The organism is Pseudomonas sp. AMR01, from assembly GCF_041946035.1.
In the GTDB taxonomy this organism is placed as follows: Bacteria; Pseudomonadota; Gammaproteobacteria; order Pseudomonadales; family Pseudomonadaceae; genus Aquipseudomonas; species Aquipseudomonas antarctica_B.
Genome location: NZ_JAUTYR010000001.1, coordinates 103,560 through 119,894, shown reverse-complemented (window position 1 = coordinate 119,894; position 16,335 = coordinate 103,560). Strand labels below are relative to the sequence as shown.

Genomic DNA, 16,335 nt, shown 5'->3' with positions numbered 1-16,335 from the left:
TCACATGCCTCGCTTTGCCGCCAACCTGAGTATGCTTTACCCCGAACACGCTTTTCTGGAACGCTTCGCAGCGGCCGCGGCCGATGGTTTTGATGCCGTGGAGTATCTGTTTCCGTACGAGTACAGCGCCCAGTTGCTCAAACAACACCTGGGCGACAACGGCTTGGTCCAAGCCCTGTTCAATGCGCCGCCCGGCGACTGGGCAGCGGGCGAACGCGGCATCGCCACCTTGCCGGGGCGCCAAGCCGAATTCCGCGCAGGCTTCGACCGTGCGCTGGAGTACGCCGCGGTGCTGGGCAACACCCGCATCCACGTAATGGCCGGCTTGCTGCCTTCGGAGCAGCACCGCGAGCGCCATCACGCGGTGTACTTGGAGAACCTGGCTTACGCGAGCGCCCAGGCGCGTCAGGCTGGGGTGACAGTGTTACTGGAGCCGATCAACAACCGCGACATGCCAGGTTTTTTCCTCAATCGACAGGACCAGGCACACGCGATTTGCAAAGAGGTGGGCGCAAGCAATTTGAAGGTGCAGTTTGACTGCTATCACTGCCAGATCGTCGAAGGAGATCTGGCCGTCAAACTGCTGCGCGATATCGACGGCATTGGCCACATTCAGATTGCAGGCGTGCCCGACCGACACGAACCGAACCTGGGTGAATTGAACTACCCCTACCTGTTTGAGCTGATTGATGAGTTGGGGTACGACGGCTGGGTCGGTTGCGAATACCGCCCCAAAAGCGGCACCTCGGCCGGTCTGCAATGGTTACGGGACTGGAAGGCGCGCTAGGTTAACGCTATCCCCTGCTCCTCTCGAAGCAGGGATTCTAAAAACAAAAATAACAGGATACTTCCCATGCAGCATTTGACTTCCTGGCTTGCGCTCGGACTGCTGTTGCCTCTGTCGTTTTCCGTCAACGCCGCGCCATTACCCGCTGCAACCGAAGGCGACTGGGTGGCCCCGCAATTCACCTTCCATACGGGTGAAACGCTCGCGAATCTCAAGCTGCACTACGTTACTTTGGGCAATCCAAAGAACCCCGCCATCCTCTATCTGCACGGTACCTACCGGCCCGGCAGCGATGTGTTAAGCAAGGATTTTGGCGGCGAACTGTTCGGCCCGGGCCAACCGCTGGACGCCAACAAGTACTACATCATTTCCACCGACGGCATCGGAGTGGGCCAGTCCAGTAAACCCTCCGACGGTCTGCGAACCAAGTTTCCCGAGTACAACTACACCGACCTTGTTCAAGCCCAGTATCGGTTGGTGACCGAAGGCCTGGGGGTCAAGCATCTGCGTCTGATCATCGGCAACTCCATGGGCGGTATGCAAACCTGGATGTGGGGCCAGACCTGGCCGCAGATGATGGACGCGCTGGTGCCCATGGCATCGCAACCGGCTGAAATGTCGTCCCGCAACTGGATGATGCGCCGCTTGTTAGTGGAATCGATAAAGCAGGACCCAGCCTGGAACAACGGCAACTACAGCACGCAGCCACCGTCCCTGCGCCTGGCTAACGCGATGTTCAGCGTGGGCACCAGCGGCGGCACCCTGGCCTATCAGGCGGCAGCGCCGACCCGTGCCCAGGCCGACAAGCTGGTGGATGAGCGTCTCGGCGCCCCGCAAACTGCGGACGCCAATGACTTTATCTACCAATGGCAATCTTCTGCTGACTACAACGCCGCCGAGGGCTTGGATAAAATCCAGGCACCGATGCTGGTCATCAATTCGGCGGACGATGAGCGCAACCCTCCGGAAACCGGAAGGCTGGAAGCGTCGATGAAAGCGCTCAAGCATGCGCGGCTACTACTCATCCCGGCCAGCGCCGACACCCGTGGCCATGGCACCACGAGCATGGCGAAGTTCTACAGCAAGGAACTCCGGCAATTCATGCAGGAGACTGAAACGCCGCGCTAAGCGGGCTGCGGGTCGGAGGGCAACATCAATTCGACGCCTAGCTTGCGAATCCCATCCGCAGCCGCGTGCGCCAGCGCGTCGTCACTGATGATCACATCGAACTGCTCCAAGCCGGCTATTTTGTACATACTGAATGTGCCGTACTTGGAGCTGCTGGACACCAATACCACTTGGGATGCCGACTGCATGGCCACCTGCTTGACTTCCACTTTAAGGGCCGACGGCGTGGTGATTCCACGCCGCAGGTCCCAGGAACTGGTCGAGATAAAGGCGATGTCCGTCACGACCTGACGCAACGTCGCCACCGCCAGCCCGCCGACACAGGAATGATTGGAATGGTCCAACTGCCCACCGGTATGTATCACCGTCACCTGTGGCGCATCCATTAACGCCTGCACCACCCCGAAGTCGTTGGTCACCACCGTCATCCCGCTGAGCGACTTGATGTAGGGCACGATCTCCAGCGTGCTGGTGCCTGCATCCAGGTAAATAGTCATGTCCGCACTCAGCAGGCGCGCGGCAAGCTTGGCCATGGCTTGTTTCTGCGGCAACTCGACCACGGCCTTGAGCTGGTGGCTGGGTTCACTGTGCAACTGGCTGGCGATGCGAACGCCGCCTGTCACCGAATACGCCCGGCCTTCCTGTTCAAGCAAGGCGATATCGCGGCGCACCGTCATGTGTGAGCACTCGAACATCTCCATCAACTGATGAACACTCAGCACCTGATGTTTGCGCAACTGGCGCAAGATCAACTCGCGACGTTGTTCAGGAATCATCGGCGCGCCGCTTTCGGCGGCCATGTCCTTCTGGCTTGGCATTCGGTGCTCCAAAGGCTTGAATCGGGTTACGTCGGGTGGCCTACATAGTAGCGAATCCACCCGCCGATCTGAACCTTACTGCAGCTATTTCAACTCGCTGTCCTTGATATGCGCAATCGGAGCGAGGAGCGACGGGTCGAAAGCCTGCAGCGCACGCGATTCGAGCGAGCGTTGCAGCCAGTCCGGATTGGCCAACGCGGCCTTGCCCACTGCGACGATATCAGCCCCGCCCTGCATAGCGCGTTCAGCATCCTGCAACGTCTGCACACCACCGTTGGCGATCAGCGTGACATTCGGCGCATAGCGGCGAGCGAGCATCACCAGGCTGGACGCGTCGCCGACAAATGCCGGCTGCCAGGCCTCGTGCTCAGTCACATGGATGAAGTCGACCCCGGCTTCAGACAAGCTGCCGAAAATGGTCTGTGCGTCGTGCTCGCCTCCTGGCCATTTGTGCGTGAAGTCATTGACCTTGCCCTGGGAGATACGCACGCCCACGGGCGAGTGGCCCACAACCTTTTTCACTGCGCCAACCACCTCTAGCATCAGCCCCAAACGCTGCCGAACACTGCCGCCCCATCGGTCGGACCGCTGGTTGGAATAATCGGTGATGAACTGGTCAAGCAGGTAGCCGTTTGCGCCATGGATCTCGACACCGTCGAAACCCGCGATGGCCACGGCCCGCTGCGCCGCCTGTGCAAAGCCGTCTATGGCATCCGCAATATCTTCATCAGTCATCTCGCGGGGCACCTGGTACACGCCCTCGCCATAGTAAAACTTCATCTGCTCGCCTTTCGGGCGAATGGCCGAAGGCCCGGCTGAGTGATCGACAAAACGGTTCGCCTGGCTCAATGCCCCAGCGTGCATGATCTGCGCAATCGCAGCGCCTTCGTGTTGATGGACCGCGTCGACAACCACACGCCAGGCGAGCGCCTGTTCCTGGTCGGTGATACCCGGTTGGAACGGGTATCCCTGGGAATACAGGCGATCGGTATAAATCCCCTCGGTGATGACTAAACCAAAACCGCCCTGAGCGAAACGCTCGTAATAGCGTGCCATGGCCGGTGTGGCACTGCCGCTCTCGCTCGCGCTGACGCGCGTCATCGGGGCGAGCGCCATGCGATTTTTCAGCTTCAGGCTCCCCATATCGAATGGGGTTACAATGCTCGAGTTCGATGGGCTCATGGTGTTCACTCAATTATTCGAAAGCCACGAAGATAATCGCTGAAATTGAACGCTGGAAGCTTGCATACTGAATAAGGCGCTTTAACCTAAACGGATATAGTCATGCAGATTTGCGAGGTAGAGGTCTTTGCGCATATCGCCACCAGCGGTAGCTTATCTGCGGCAGCACGGCGGCTGGGGTTGTCTGCGATGACGGTGTCACGCCGGCTGGCGTCGCTGGAAAAAGAGCTGGGAGTGCGATTGGTACACCGCACCACGCGATCCGTAGCACTGACCCCGGAAGGAGAAATGTACCTTCCTTATGCGAAGACCATGCTGGAAGCGAACGAGGCGGCACGCTCTACGTTGAAAACCAGTGCAGGCAGTGCCAGCGGCACGCTGAGGGTCACCGCCCCCAGCGTATTCGGCCAAACAGTGATCATGCCGCTGCTGCCAGCCTTACTGGCCGACCACCCGAATCTCAAGGTCGACCTCACGTTATCGGACAGCATCATTGATATTGCCGGGCTTGGCATTGACGTGGCCATCCGCATCGCCACACTGCGCGACTCGACCTTGGTGGCGACTACGCTGGCCCCCAACCCACGCGTTGTCTGCGCGAGCCCTGAGTACCTGGCGCGGTGGGGCACACCGAGGGTGTTGGACGAACTCAGTCATCACGCATGCATCGTCCTGCACGCCATGCCGTATTGGCCGTTCGCCAAAGACGGCAATCCGGTGAGCATCCGCGCGCACGGTGCGTTTTCCGCCAACAGCGTCGAGGCGGTGCGCACAGCGAGCAAACAGGGCTTGGGGCTGGCCATGCTGACGTATTGGGACATCCGCAATGAGCTTGCTGAAGGTTCTCTGGTGCTGGTGAGCCTTGAGGATGTCATCCCGGAGCAGCTTTCCATCACCGCAGTACTGCCGACACGTCAACAGGTTCCGCATCGCGTGCGCGTGTTCGTGGACTGCTTGGAGGCAGAACTCAAGAAAACCGCCTTACCTATTGCGTCTTGATAAATTCCAGCATCAATTCATTGCCATCGAGAATGTCCGTACAGATAACATGCCCCGCTGCCCCCTTCCCGCCTCTATATGACTCCAACAATCCGATGATGGTTAGCCCCGACGGTATTCAGTCTTAATCGCGGTATTTAGAGCCGGGTACCCTAAGCTTATGTATAGTGCTAAAAGGCCATCATTCGTTGTGGCTTTATAGCGGACTAGCCTATGTCTAATTTTCACTCTTTTCCCAGTACACCGTTTATCCGCTGGTTTGTGAAAGACAACCAAAGCCTGGATCGGGACATACGCTTAAAGCTACTTAAAGGTCCCTTTACCTCACGCGCTGCGCTGGTCGCAGCGGGGATGAACACGCTGCTCGTATGCAGCGTTGCCGTCGTGCTTCACCCAACGCTGTTCTTCATCAGTTGGTTAGTCGCCGACATGGTGATTTGGATCATCCGCTGGTTCCTGCTGCAGAGATTTATGGCCAGCGGCAAATCCAGTCTCAGATACGCAACGGACCTTTCTCTGCTATTCGGTTTGATCTGGGCCGCCGAAATAGGCATTGGCACGGCGGGATGCATTATCAGTCAGGATCCGGTGCTCCAAGTCCTGGCATGCACATCGGCGGTCAGCATGAATGGCGCGATTGCCATGAGAAACCAAGGCATACCCCGCTATGCATTCACGCAAATCCTTCTCACGGATTTACCGATGAAATTGGCCACGTTGTTCCAACCGGAACCCATGTTGCGGTTGCTGATTCTACAAGCGCCCATGTACCTGACTGGCTTATGGGTGCTGTTGAACAACCTCAATGCAACCCTGACGACAGCCTATATTTCAGAAGCACAGAGCACACATTCAGCCACCCATGACAAATTGACCGGGGTGCTGAACCGCTTAGGTATCTTGAATGTGATGACAGCATCACTTAACTCGAAAACCCATGGGGATAGCGATTTTTGCGTACTTTGTCTGGATTTGGACGGGTTCAAAAAAATCAATGATGCCAACGGTCACGCCACCGGCGACAGAGTATTGGTTTCTTTCTCTGAAATGGTCACCCGGGTGGTACGCAAGGGGGACGCAGTGGCGCGAATAGGCGGTGACGAATTCATCGTGTTGATGCCGGACACCGACAAGATATCCGCATCACTCATTGCCGAACGCATCATAAAAGGCCTCGAAGATTACGCCGGCAAATACGAGAATTATGAAGGTCTCGGCGTCAGCATCGGCATTACCCAGACCTCCCCTTCAGAGCAAGGCAGTGTTGATCAGGTTTTATCCAGAGCGGATGTCGCGATGTATAAAGCAAAATCTGCGGGCAAGAACTGTTTCAGGTTTGGATAAGTCTTTGGCGGATAGGGATGAGCCTCGTTCGCGGGTTTAGCCTTCGGTTCTACACGAAAAATCCGAGTGACCATGAAATAGGAACGGCGTTTTGGCTGCATGAGGTACCCGCTTAAAAGGCTAGAGCTGGTGTCCACTTAAAATCGACTCTGTTTCACACCACAAATCTTTTAACCAACTGATTCAGGTTAACCGCCAGTTTGGACATTTCACCACACGCACTTGCTGTCTGGCTGGCACCCGCAGCACTCTGAGTTGCCAGCTCGCGAATACTGACCAGATTACGGTCAACCTCACGCGCAACATGCGACTGCTCTTCAGAGGCTGTGGCAATCATGAGGTTACGCTCATTGATCTGAACAATGGCCGTCGCTATTTGATCCAGCGAGGTACTGGCCTCTTGGGCAACGCCAAGTGAATCGGTCGCCAGGTCTCTGCTCGTGTTCATCGCCTTTACGGCCAGGTCAGAGTCGTTCTGGATGGCAGCGATCATCTGCTCGATTTCTTGAGTCGACACCTGAGTGCGATGGGCCAAAGCCCTCACTTCGTCAGCTACTACCGCAAAACCACGGCCTTGCTCGCCTGCGCGTGCTGCCTCGATAGCAGCGTTCAACGCCAAAAGGTTGGTTTGTTCTGCAATCGCCCGAATCACCTCCACAACTTTAGTGATGCTCTGGGCACGATCTGACAAACCTTGAATTTGTTCGCTCGTTTTTTCAACGTTACCGTTGAGCTTTTGAATGGACTTGAATGTCTGAGCCACTCGGGCCAAACCTACCTCGGTATAGCCCTGGGTACGCTTTGACTCTTGCGAAGCTGACTCCGCGTTACGAGCAACTTCATCAACCGCCGCGCTCATTTCGGTGTGACAGCTGTGGCAGCTTGATTGACCTCGTCATTTTGGGCGACAAGACCCCGACTCGACGCCTCAGTGACCGCTGTCATCTCTTCTGAAGCAGAGGCCAGTTGGGTGGACGAATCGGATATCTGCATAATTGTATTGCGCAGGTTTGCCTGCATCTGCGCAAGCGCCTTCAACAGTCGCCCAGCCTCATCAGTCCCGCTGACCAAAACCTCCTTGGAGAGGTCACTGGCCGCGATACGCTCTGCCACGGACAGGGCATCGTTAATCGGAGAGGTGATACTTTTCGTCAGCAATAATGCCAATCCAAACGTCAGTATGACCACGCCCGTTATAAGACCGACAACAAGCCAAAGGCCATTGTTATAGAGATCGGTCGCGTTTTGCCCAGCCTGCGCTGCACCTTCATCGTTATAGGTGGTCAGGGCTTTAATCTGTTGTTCCATGGTATTCGTCAGAGGGCGGATTTCTGCACTTACCTGATTGACCGCTGCCGCTATGTCACCCCGCCTCATCAACGGTTCGAGAATATCCAGTTGTTTGGAGTAGGCTTCGGCGCTGTTTGTTATCGGTGTATAAAACGAGCGCTCTTTATCAGTCTCTATCAGAGGCTCATAATTGGCCACCGCCTCATTGAACGCCTTACGATAGCCAGCGAAGCTTTCAATATTCTTTTGAATGGATTGGGGGTCAGCAAGGCCTCGCTGTGTTTCGAGCCGTAGGCGAAGGGCCGCATTGTTCATCAGCGCCGTTTGCCGGATGCTGGCCATCCAATTGAGTTCGACGTCTTTTTCGGAATCCCTCAGTTTGCCCATTTGCAGGACTGCGAATGCGCCGAGTACAAAAACCAACGCAATAATTAACGCGAAAAACAGGGCGGCGCGTGGCGCTACATTGAAGTTTCTAAGACGCATAAGAGATTCCTGTTCGCCAACGGTGGTTGATACGCTCAATAGGCTATCGACCAAAAGTTGGAAACTTTAAGGACCTCGTTGCGTGGGAACTTGCGCACCGACTCATTGCGCAGCTCCCTCGCAAGCACACTGGAAGTTTTACATTTGAAACTGCTTGACCAGTCGATTCAATTCGACCGCAAGTTTAGTCAGCTCAGAGGTTGCGATTGCTGTCTGACTGGATCCTTCTGACGCCTGATTTGACAAGTCCCGGATGCTGACAAGGCTGCGATCCACTTCCCTGGCCACCTGGGCCTGCTCTTCCGACGCGGTAGCGATCAACACATTTCGCTCGGTGATGTTATCAATGGATTCAGTGATTTCCACCAATGCACTGCCCGCGCCTTGTGCAGTTTCAAGTGTTCTTTGAGCTTGGGCGTTAGTGTGAGTCATCGCCGATACAGCCGCCCCAGTGCCTTTCTGAATCGAGCTGATCATCTGCTCAATTTCACTGGTGGATTGCTGCGTACGATGGGCTAACGCCCTCACCTCATCCGCCACTACTGCGAAGCCTCGACCGGCCTCACCGGCCCGAGCGGCTTCGATGGCAGCGTTCAAGGCAAGAAGGTTGGTCTGCTCCGCAATCGCGCGTATCACATCCAGGACCTTGCTGATGTCAGTTGCCATAACGGCGAGCCCTTGTACCTCTGCAGACGTGTCTTCAACATTTGCGACCATCAAGCTGATGGCCTTAACGGTTTCATCTACGCGTGCACGACCCGCCAAGGCGGCGGAATTGGATCGATTGGCTGCTTCAGAGGCTGCTGAGGCATTTCTAGCCACTTCTTCCACAGCGGCGCTCATCTCGGTGACGGCAGTAGCGGCCATCTCAACCTCGTTGTTCTGATGCAGCATGCCTTTATTGGCATCTTCAGTGACGGCGTGCATTTCTTCAGAAGTGGATGCGAGTTGATTGGACGAATCAGATATCAGAGAAAGCGTACCTCGCAGACCTTGTTGCATAGATTTCAAAGCCTGCATGAGCTTGGCAACCTCATCATGCCCTTGCACGTCGATGACTTCACTGAGATCGTTTTTGGCAATACGCTCAGCGATGGCCAGTGACTGACTAACGGGAATTGTGATACTGCGGGTATACATGAGGGCGAGCGCAATGGCAGCCAGGGTGCTGACCAGGATAAAGCCACCCACAATCAGTTTTGCCTGCTCGTAAATATGAGAGGCTTCCTCACCAGCTTTTTTAGCCTTGTCATTGTTCAGCACGATGAGTTTTTTTATATCACGCTCTACGACATCTGCTGATTGCTTCATAGCCTCGTTAGACAACTTGACGGCTCCATCCAGGCTGCCGGAAGCAATCAATGACAGGTACTGATCCTGTACCTGCTGATAAGCGGCATAGTTTTGGGACAGCTCACCAAAAATCTGTTTTCCCATAGCCGTCACTATGTGCGCTTGAAGCTTCGACAACAGTTCCTGGACACCTGCTCGGGCTTTCCTGACGTCCTCAAGCGCTTGAGTCTTGCGCTCTTCTGGCTCCACAGGATTACGCAACCGCGCGTTGCTGCCTCTAATGCTTACAAACTCCCTGTCGATCGAGCCCAGCAAAGATATGCTGGGCACTACGTTGGTCTCCACGAACTTTTCAGAGTCGTTCAAACTGCTCACTTGCTTGAGGGCAATGAGCCCCATCGCAATCATCAGCAGGCAGAAGAATCCGAAGCAAAGCGCCGAGCGGGGAGCGAGGTTCAGCTTGCGCAATATCATAATGAAATCTCTCGTGGTTTTTACTTGTCTCGACGCTTGCGAACAGGTCTGAAGCCGCCGTTCGTCGCCCCGACGACAGCAGCCAATAAACACGAGTATTCACAGGCCAAACATATGTATCCGAATGTGACCGTTGTTAATTTGAAGAGCGGTACCGCCCGCCGCACTGCCAGTCTAATCCGGCGCTCTTCTCTCCTCGGTCCTCGATCCGTCAGCGCATGCGGCCTCAAAGAACCCCATAAATCTCGGAAACCACCTGCATCGTCGCCTCTTCAAGCGTCCCTTCGTTACGGCATAAAACCCAACCGTGCTGCGCAGCCGCGCGCTCGAACGCCTGGGTACACGCGACATGCTCTTCCAGCCGATGGATCACCGTACTGCCCAGCCCACGCTGGCGTTGCGCCGCCCTCGCCCATGAAATTTCAGGGTCGGTCACGACTCCCACATGCAGGTCCGGCACTTGCACGTTTCGATCCCTGTTTAACCGCAAAATCTCTGCAAACGGCACCGTGCGGCGAAAGGCTGCGTCAGAGGGGTACCAGCGGTCGATCAAGATGATGCTGTCGGAAGGCTGTTTGGTGAGTACGTGCCGGGAAATCCAGTGACGACTGTCGGCCAGGCGTTCGCACACCTGCCACTCCACATCCCGGGAGGGATTTTTGACGAGTGTGTTCACCAGGACCATGGTTTCACTTCGGTAGGGATCGCTTTTTTTCTCGCACAGGCGGATGACCTTTTTGTTGTCCGCCCTCAGTGCTTTGGTAACCGCCTCCAGCAGCGTGGTTTTACCCGTGCCCTTGGGCCCATCCAGAGAAATAAATAGCGGACGATTCATGCTTCACGTAATGATTGAGAGTGGAGAGCCCTGGTGAACAGGCAGTGACGAACACTTTAACTGAATCAGTGGCTGATTCGACAAACCCGCGCCTGTCGCCCACTCTCTGCGATGCAACCGCGCCTTCCACCCTGCTCCCTGTCGAGGTCTCACCTGGATTACTTTGCCGCCCTCACCGCCTTCGTCGAAGCCGCCGAAGGCAATAACTTCTCCCGCGCGGCTGATCGCCTTGGCATCAAGGCCTCCACCGTTTCGCGCTACGTGAAAGACCTCGAACAGGATCTGGGCATTGCGCTGTTCAATCGTTCGACGCGCACGCTTCACCTGACCGAGGGCGGCCAGACGTTTCTGGTGCACGCCCGCCGCGTGCTGGATGAGCTTGAGCACGCCAAGGCCGCCACGTCGGCGTTGAACCAGCACCCTCGTGGCGTGCTGAAACTCAACCTGCCGCCGGCATTTGCCCGTCACCATATTCTTCCGGCCTTGAACGACTTTCTGGTGCGCTACCCGCAGATCAGCGTCGAACTGGTTCTGGATAACATCCAGGTCAACCTGATTCATGCCGGCGTCGATCTGGCGATCCGCATTGGTACGCTGGCCGATTCCACGTTGAAAGCGCGCAAGCTCAGCGACGGCGAGTATCGCGTGGTCGTCAGTCCGGCCTTTGGCAGCCTGCACCCGCCGCCGGCAACGCCAGCCGATCTCGCGTGCGTGCCCGCAGTGCTGGGTACCGGTGCTGCGGGCGATATCACCTTCGTCTCCGGGGCTCAGGTGTCACCGCTCGTGCATGCCAACTGTATCCGCATAAATGACTTGGACGCACAGCTGATTGCTGCGCGCCAGTGCTTGGGTTTTGCCCTGTTGCCGGACTGGTTGGTGGCGCGAAGTATCCATGCCGGCGACCTGGTGGTCTGGCTGCCCGCATGGAGCATCCGCAGCGTTGAGCGGGAGTTTGCCGTGTGGTTTGTCTACCCGCCCAAGCGCATCGTGTCTTCCAAAGTCAGGTGTTTTATCGACTTTATGGTCGAGCGATTGGGTGAAACGCCGGATTGGAAATGACTCAGCTGAAGCGAATATCCAGTGCTCGCAGGTAAGTTTGCAGCCCCGCATCCTGAATAGGGATTAGGAACGCCTCGGTGTCGGATTCATTAAAGTGTGCATGCCAATACCCCGGTGGCGTCACGAACGCCAGGCCGGGCGACCAGTCGACGCGCACCGGGTTACGGATTTGCCCATCTGCCGCAAGCTCGGTGCCCACCAATGAGTAACACCCCACCGGGCAATCAATGATGAAATCCAGCGCAATAGATTGATGCCGATGGGGCTTTTGCACAGAGCCCGGCGGCAAAATCCCATACATCGCCCACAGCACATGAGTCACCGTGCGCGTCTGGGGAAAGTGGCGATTGCCGAGCAGGATACTGATGCGACTGCGGTCCTGTGCACGAGGATCATCAGCCGCCTCACGCAGCTTCGCGTTCGCCAACTCGGCGGGATACAGCGTCGGGGCGAAGCGATCTGCGCTGGCGGTTACGCCCAGATAGCGCAACAGCGGCTCGTCATGCACATAGTAAAGGCGCGCATCCTGGGCGGCGCTGAACTGCGCCGCCTGTAAACCCGGCAACGCAATAAAGCAGCCCTTGGACCATTTAATCTCATGCTCGCCCTGAGTGACGCGGCCCTCTCCGGCGATCACATAAAACACTTGCGAGGTCGCGTTGGGTTGCAGGGTGAGCGTGTCGCCACCGTTAAGGCGCATGAAGTTCGCGCAAAGCCCGGGTCCCGTTGCCGGCCCCTCACAGCCCAGGGCTTCACTGAGATCGAGCGGTACGACGCGCGAGGGGCCGCTGTCATACAGCGAGGCGGGAAAGCTGTGGTAGGGAATTCGCGGGATCAGGTTGGCACTGATGGGGTTAGCCGCTTTGCTGTACTCGAAATACTCGGCATCTACCTGGTTGCTATCGGTCATTGCGGGCTGGAATTCACGGTTCATCAGGTTCACCTCAGTCTTGTGCTGTGTGCCGCAGTGGCCTGGAACCGACTGCGGTGGTGAACTCACTATAGGCAGTGCCCCTGACTGGATGAAGTCCCCGCCCTGCACAGCAGTTATGCCAAACGGGGAATCGATGGCTTCGGGGGTTGTAAACGTCGGCCTGTCCAATCTGTTTATCGGGCAAACCCATCGAGCTCTTATGTCCAGCCATTTCAAGGTCTTTAGGTAGAACAGGCGATAAGTATCCCGTGGCGAGCGGGCTTGCCCCGCGTTGGGTTGCGCAGCGACCCTAAAAAGGACGAATGCGGTGATTCAGACAATCTCCGGCCGCTGGTTTGGGGCCGCTTCGCAGCCCAACGCGGGGCAAGCCCGCTCGCCACAGGGATAGTGTTCGCCTGTCAGATAGATTTCCAAAGATCTTGAAACGGCTGGCTCTTATGTCGGCGCCGTGGCACATGTCGCATCGCTTTAAGCGCCACAACGCCTGTCATCCGCTCGCAACATTTCCCAGCCTAGAATCCGGGCCGGAGACCAACCACACGGGTCTTCCCCTGACGCCAACACGTCAACCCCTTATCGAACACCGCTCTATCGAGTATCAGCACCGGCCTTTGAGGTTCATCTTCGGGCCGTTTTTCAAGGACTGGAATCTACGCGCGTAGATAGCTGTGGAACACAGGGATCGAGTGGTGATCGGCACATCCTCAGATCAGGAGTTTAGTGATGTCCACGGTAGAAAATACCGCCCACCCCGCCGCGTATGCAGGCCGTGGCGCGGCGGATGAAAGTTTGACGACATCGCGCGGGCGCCGAGAGATGTACCGCGCGACCCTCGCCTGCTGGCTTGGCACCGCCATGGAATACGCCGACTTCGCCCTGTATGGCTTGGCGGCCGGGCTGATTTTCGGCGACGTGTTTTTCCCTAACGTCACCCCGGCCATGGCCTTGCTCTCGACCTTCGCCACCTGGTCGGTCGGCTTTGTGGCGCGGCCCATCGGTGCGTTGTTCTTTGGCTGGCTGGGCGACCGCAAGGGCCGCAAAGTGGTCATGGTGTACACCGTGGTGCTGATGGGCGCTTCCACCACCCTGATCGGCTTGATCCCCAGTTACGCCTCCATCGGTATCTGGGCACCAGCGTGCCTGGTGCTGCTGCGGTTTACCCAAGGCTTTGGCGCCGGCGCCGAGCTGGCGGCGGGCACGGTGATGCTGGGCGAATTCGCACCGGCCAAGCGCCGAGGGTTGGTGTCTTCGGTGATCGCGTTGGGCTCCAACAGCGGCACGCTGTTGGCCTCACTGGTGTGGCTGGCGGTCATACAGATGGATCAACAGCACCTGCAAGACTGGGGCTGGCGCATTCCGTTCCTGTGCAGTTCGTTGATCGCGCTGGCTGCTTTGTGGCTGCGGCGCAACCTGCGTGAAACGCCGGTGTTCGAGAGACGAAAAGCCGAGCTGCAAGCCCAGCGCGACAGCAGCAGAGCCGCCCTGCCCCAAAGCGTACCCTCAGCCGGGCTCTGGAAAGGCAGCCGCGCGTTCCTGACCATGGTTGGTTTGCGCATCGGCGAAAACGGCCCGTCCTACCTCGCTCAGGGCTTTATCGTCGGCTACGTGGTGAAAGTGCTGACGGTAAACAAGTCAGTCGCGACGCAGGCGGTATTGATTGCTTCGATTCTTGGTTTCCTGATCATCCCGCTCGCCGGCTGGCTGTCCGACCGCTTTGGCCGTCGCGTGGTGTACCGCTGGTTCTGCCTGTTACTGATGCTCTACGCATTCCCGGCGTTCATGTTGCTCGACTCCCGTGACCCCGTGATCGTCACCGCCACCATGGTGGCTGGCATGGGCCTGGCTTCACTCGGCATCTTCGGCGTGCAAGCCGCGTGGGGCGTGGAGATGTTCGGCGTAAAAAATCGCTACACCAAGCTGGCAATGGCCAAGGAACTCGGCTCGATTCTTTCCGGTGGCACCGCGCCGTTGATTGCGGCAGCGCTGTTGTCCTGGACGGGGCATTGGTGGCCGATCGCAACCTACTTTGCCGCTATGGCCGGCGTCGGTTTCTTCACCACCTTTGTCGCCCCGGAAACCCGAGGGCGCGATCTCAACGCCGTGGAAGATGCCATTTAACGCAACTTCCCTTTCGTAAACACCCGCACTGCCAACGCCTCATAGAAGGCGTCAACCCGCACGACTGTGAACTCACAGCCGGGCAAAGCCATGCCTGAAAAACGGCCATTTGATAGGAGCTTCGTCATGAAAAGATCCACTCTCGCACTCGCTATAACAGCCACCGCCTTGACCCAGCAAGCACTGGCCGCAGGGTTTATCGATGACAGCAGCGCGGCCATCAGCGCGCGCACGTTTTACCTGCGCAGTGATAACCCGAACACGCCCGGCGTCGATCAAAACGAACTGACTCAGGGTTTCAAACTCGACTACCTGTCAGGGTTTACCCAAGGCACCGTAGGCTTTGGCCTGGATCTGCAGGCGATGCAGGCGTTCAATCTGTCGGGCGGCACCCAGGACCCGAATGCCACCACCCAGAACTCCCTCGCCCCGGTCAGCTCCGACGGCAGCCCGGTCGATAACTGGAGCCGCCTCGCCGGGAATGCCAAGGTGCGCCTCTCCAAGACCGAGTTTCACGCAGGCGGTGCACTCTCCCCCAACCTGCCCATCCTCGTCGCCAACGATGGTCGCCTGCTGCCGCAAACCTTTGAAGGCGTGACCATCACCTCCAAAGACATCGACAACCTGACCATCAACGCCGGGCAGCTCGACCGTTCCACCGGCCGCGCTTCGTCCAATTCCACTCAGCTCGCCGTCGCAGGCGGCACCGAAGGCAGCAAGTTCACCTACGCCGGTGCCGACTGGAAACTTAACAAAGACACCACTGTGCAGCTTTACCGCGCCAACCTCAGCAACTATTACAACCAGACCTTTCTCGGCCTGCTGAACACCACCCAGCTCGACGGCAATTCACGCTTCAAAACCGACCTGCGCTACTTCAACAGCAACGCCCAAGGCAAAAACGGCCAGCCCGGTTATGTGTTCAACAACAACGGCGGCTACGCCAGCAAGCCCGGCGAAGTCGACAACACCACCTGGAGCGCTGCGTTCACCTACTCCCTGGGCGGCCACGCGGTCATGTTGGGCCGCCAGCAAGTCTCTGACTCAGGCGGCGTGGTCTACCTCAACCAGGGCAGCGTGCTCGACGGCGCCGGCAACAACGAAGGCAATGGCGGCGCGAGCGTGTATTTGATCACTGACGTGATGGACAACTCCTTCATCCGCGCCGGCGAAAACACCAACTTCGGTCAATATTCCTATGACTTCGCCGCACTCGGCATTCCCGGCCTGACCACGTCGGTGCTCTACCTGCACGGCGACAACATCCGCTCCGCCGGTGGCGAGCGCTACTCGGAATGGGAGCGCGATGCGCGCGTCGACTACGTGGTGCAAAGCGGCGCCCTCAAAGGCCTGGGCGCGTCCCTGCGCGAAGGCAGTTTCCGCAGCGGCATCCCCAACGTCGGCGCGGTTGATCAGGCCCGCGTGGTCTTCAGCTACACCTACGCGATCTTCTGAAAAAAGGCTGCGGGTGATCACGTAAACGAATCGCCGGTCATCAAACTGCAATAAAACCGAAGGGATAATGTCGTTTATGAAAAGCCGGTTTTACGCTTCACCTCCAAGCCCTTTTCTATTTTTTTAACGCACG

The 16,335-nt window shown here is 57.4% G+C and carries 14 protein-coding genes and 1 pseudogene; 7 read left to right on the top strand and 8 right to left on the bottom strand.

Features of this window, described 5'->3' with window-relative positions:
- Positions 1-4: 4 nt before the first annotated feature.
- Entirely contained in the window at positions 5-787 is a 783-nt protein-coding gene (gene otnI / locus Q7C20_RS00505) for a 2-oxo-tetronate isomerase (protein ID WP_375064385.1), read from the top strand.
- A 66-nt stretch (positions 788-853) separates the two neighbouring features.
- Positions 854-1,915: an alpha/beta fold hydrolase gene (locus Q7C20_RS00500; RefSeq protein WP_375064383.1), complete on the top strand. Its 1,062-nt coding sequence runs from the start codon at positions 854-856 to the stop codon at positions 1,913-1,915.
- Here Q7C20_RS00500 and Q7C20_RS00495 read toward each other — a convergent pair.
- Both Q7C20_RS00495 and Q7C20_RS00490 read right to left on the bottom strand, forming a co-directional pair.
- Complete coding sequence (locus tag Q7C20_RS00495; protein WP_375064381.1) at positions 1,912-2,733, bottom strand: DeoR/GlpR family DNA-binding transcription regulator; 822 nt, start codon at positions 2,731-2,733, stop codon at positions 1,912-1,914. The two genes, Q7C20_RS00500 and Q7C20_RS00495, sit on opposite strands and share 4 nt — an antisense overlap.
- Before the next feature lie 84 nt (positions 2,734-2,817).
- Positions 2,818-3,915 (bottom strand): NADH:flavin oxidoreductase, encoded by a 1,098-nt coding sequence (locus tag Q7C20_RS00490; protein ID WP_375064379.1) that lies wholly within the window; start codon positions 3,913-3,915, stop codon positions 2,818-2,820.
- Positions 3,916-4,017: 102 nt separating this feature from the next.
- On the opposite strand from Q7C20_RS00490, the gene Q7C20_RS00485 reads away from it, so the two are divergent.
- Together Q7C20_RS00485 and Q7C20_RS00480 are read left to right on the top strand one after the other, a co-directional pair.
- Complete coding sequence (locus Q7C20_RS00485) at positions 4,018-4,914, top strand: LysR substrate-binding domain-containing protein (protein WP_375064377.1); 897 nt, start codon at positions 4,018-4,020, stop codon at positions 4,912-4,914.
- 213 nt (positions 4,915-5,127) lie between these two features.
- Positions 5,128-6,258, top strand: a complete 1,131-nt coding sequence (locus Q7C20_RS00480) for a GGDEF domain-containing protein (protein WP_375064375.1) — start codon at positions 5,128-5,130, stop codon at positions 6,256-6,258.
- Between the two features lie 154 nt (positions 6,259-6,412).
- On the opposite strand, the gene Q7C20_RS00475 is transcribed toward Q7C20_RS00480, so the two are convergent.
- From Q7C20_RS00475 to Q7C20_RS00455, 5 genes and pseudogenes are all read right to left on the bottom strand, one after another.
- Entirely contained in the window at positions 6,413-7,117 is a 705-nt protein-coding gene (locus tag Q7C20_RS00475) for a methyl-accepting chemotaxis protein (RefSeq protein ID WP_375064373.1), read from the bottom strand.
- A complete protein-coding gene (locus tag Q7C20_RS00470) occupies positions 7,114-8,034 on the bottom strand; it encodes an MCP four helix bundle domain-containing protein (RefSeq protein ID WP_375064371.1) in 921 nt (306 codons plus the stop codon). Before Q7C20_RS00470 ends, Q7C20_RS00475 begins: the two co-directional genes overlap by 4 nt.
- Positions 8,035-8,172: 138 nt before the next feature.
- Positions 8,173-8,877 carry a methyl-accepting chemotaxis protein gene (locus tag Q7C20_RS00465; RefSeq protein WP_375064837.1) on the bottom strand — a complete coding sequence of 235 codons (705 nt, stop codon included), beginning with the start codon at positions 8,875-8,877 and terminating at the stop codon, positions 8,173-8,175.
- Between the two features lie 153 nt (positions 8,878-9,030).
- A pseudogene (locus Q7C20_RS00460) lies at positions 9,031-9,801 on the bottom strand (MCP four helix bundle domain-containing protein); the annotation flags it as partial.
- Between the two features lie 226 nt (positions 9,802-10,027).
- Positions 10,028-10,636, bottom strand: coding sequence for a dTMP kinase (locus tag Q7C20_RS00455; RefSeq protein ID WP_375064369.1), 609 nt, complete (start codon positions 10,634-10,636; stop codon positions 10,028-10,030).
- Between the two features lie 153 nt (positions 10,637-10,789).
- Between Q7C20_RS00455 and Q7C20_RS00450 the strand changes: the two genes are divergently transcribed.
- Positions 10,790-11,695 carry a LysR family transcriptional regulator gene (locus Q7C20_RS00450; protein WP_375064835.1) on the top strand — a complete coding sequence of 302 codons (906 nt, stop codon included), beginning with the start codon at positions 10,790-10,792 and terminating at the stop codon, positions 11,693-11,695.
- A 1-nt stretch (position 11,696) separates the two neighbouring features.
- Here Q7C20_RS00450 and Q7C20_RS00445 read toward each other — a convergent pair whose 3' ends face one another.
- Positions 11,697-12,629 (bottom strand): cupin, encoded by a 933-nt coding sequence (locus Q7C20_RS00445; protein ID WP_375064367.1) that lies wholly within the window; start codon positions 12,627-12,629, stop codon positions 11,697-11,699.
- Positions 12,630-13,352: 723 nt separating this feature from the next.
- Between Q7C20_RS00445 and Q7C20_RS00440 the strand changes: the two genes are divergently transcribed.
- Together Q7C20_RS00440 and Q7C20_RS00435 are read left to right on the top strand one after the other, a co-directional pair.
- Positions 13,353-14,747, top strand: a complete 1,395-nt coding sequence (locus Q7C20_RS00440; protein WP_375064365.1) for an MFS transporter — start codon at positions 13,353-13,355, stop codon at positions 14,745-14,747.
- A gap of 126 nt (positions 14,748-14,873) precedes the next feature.
- Entirely contained in the window at positions 14,874-16,202 is a 1,329-nt protein-coding gene (locus Q7C20_RS00435) for an OprD family outer membrane porin (protein WP_375064363.1), read from the top strand.
- The last annotated feature ends 133 nt before the right edge of the window (positions 16,203-16,335 follow it).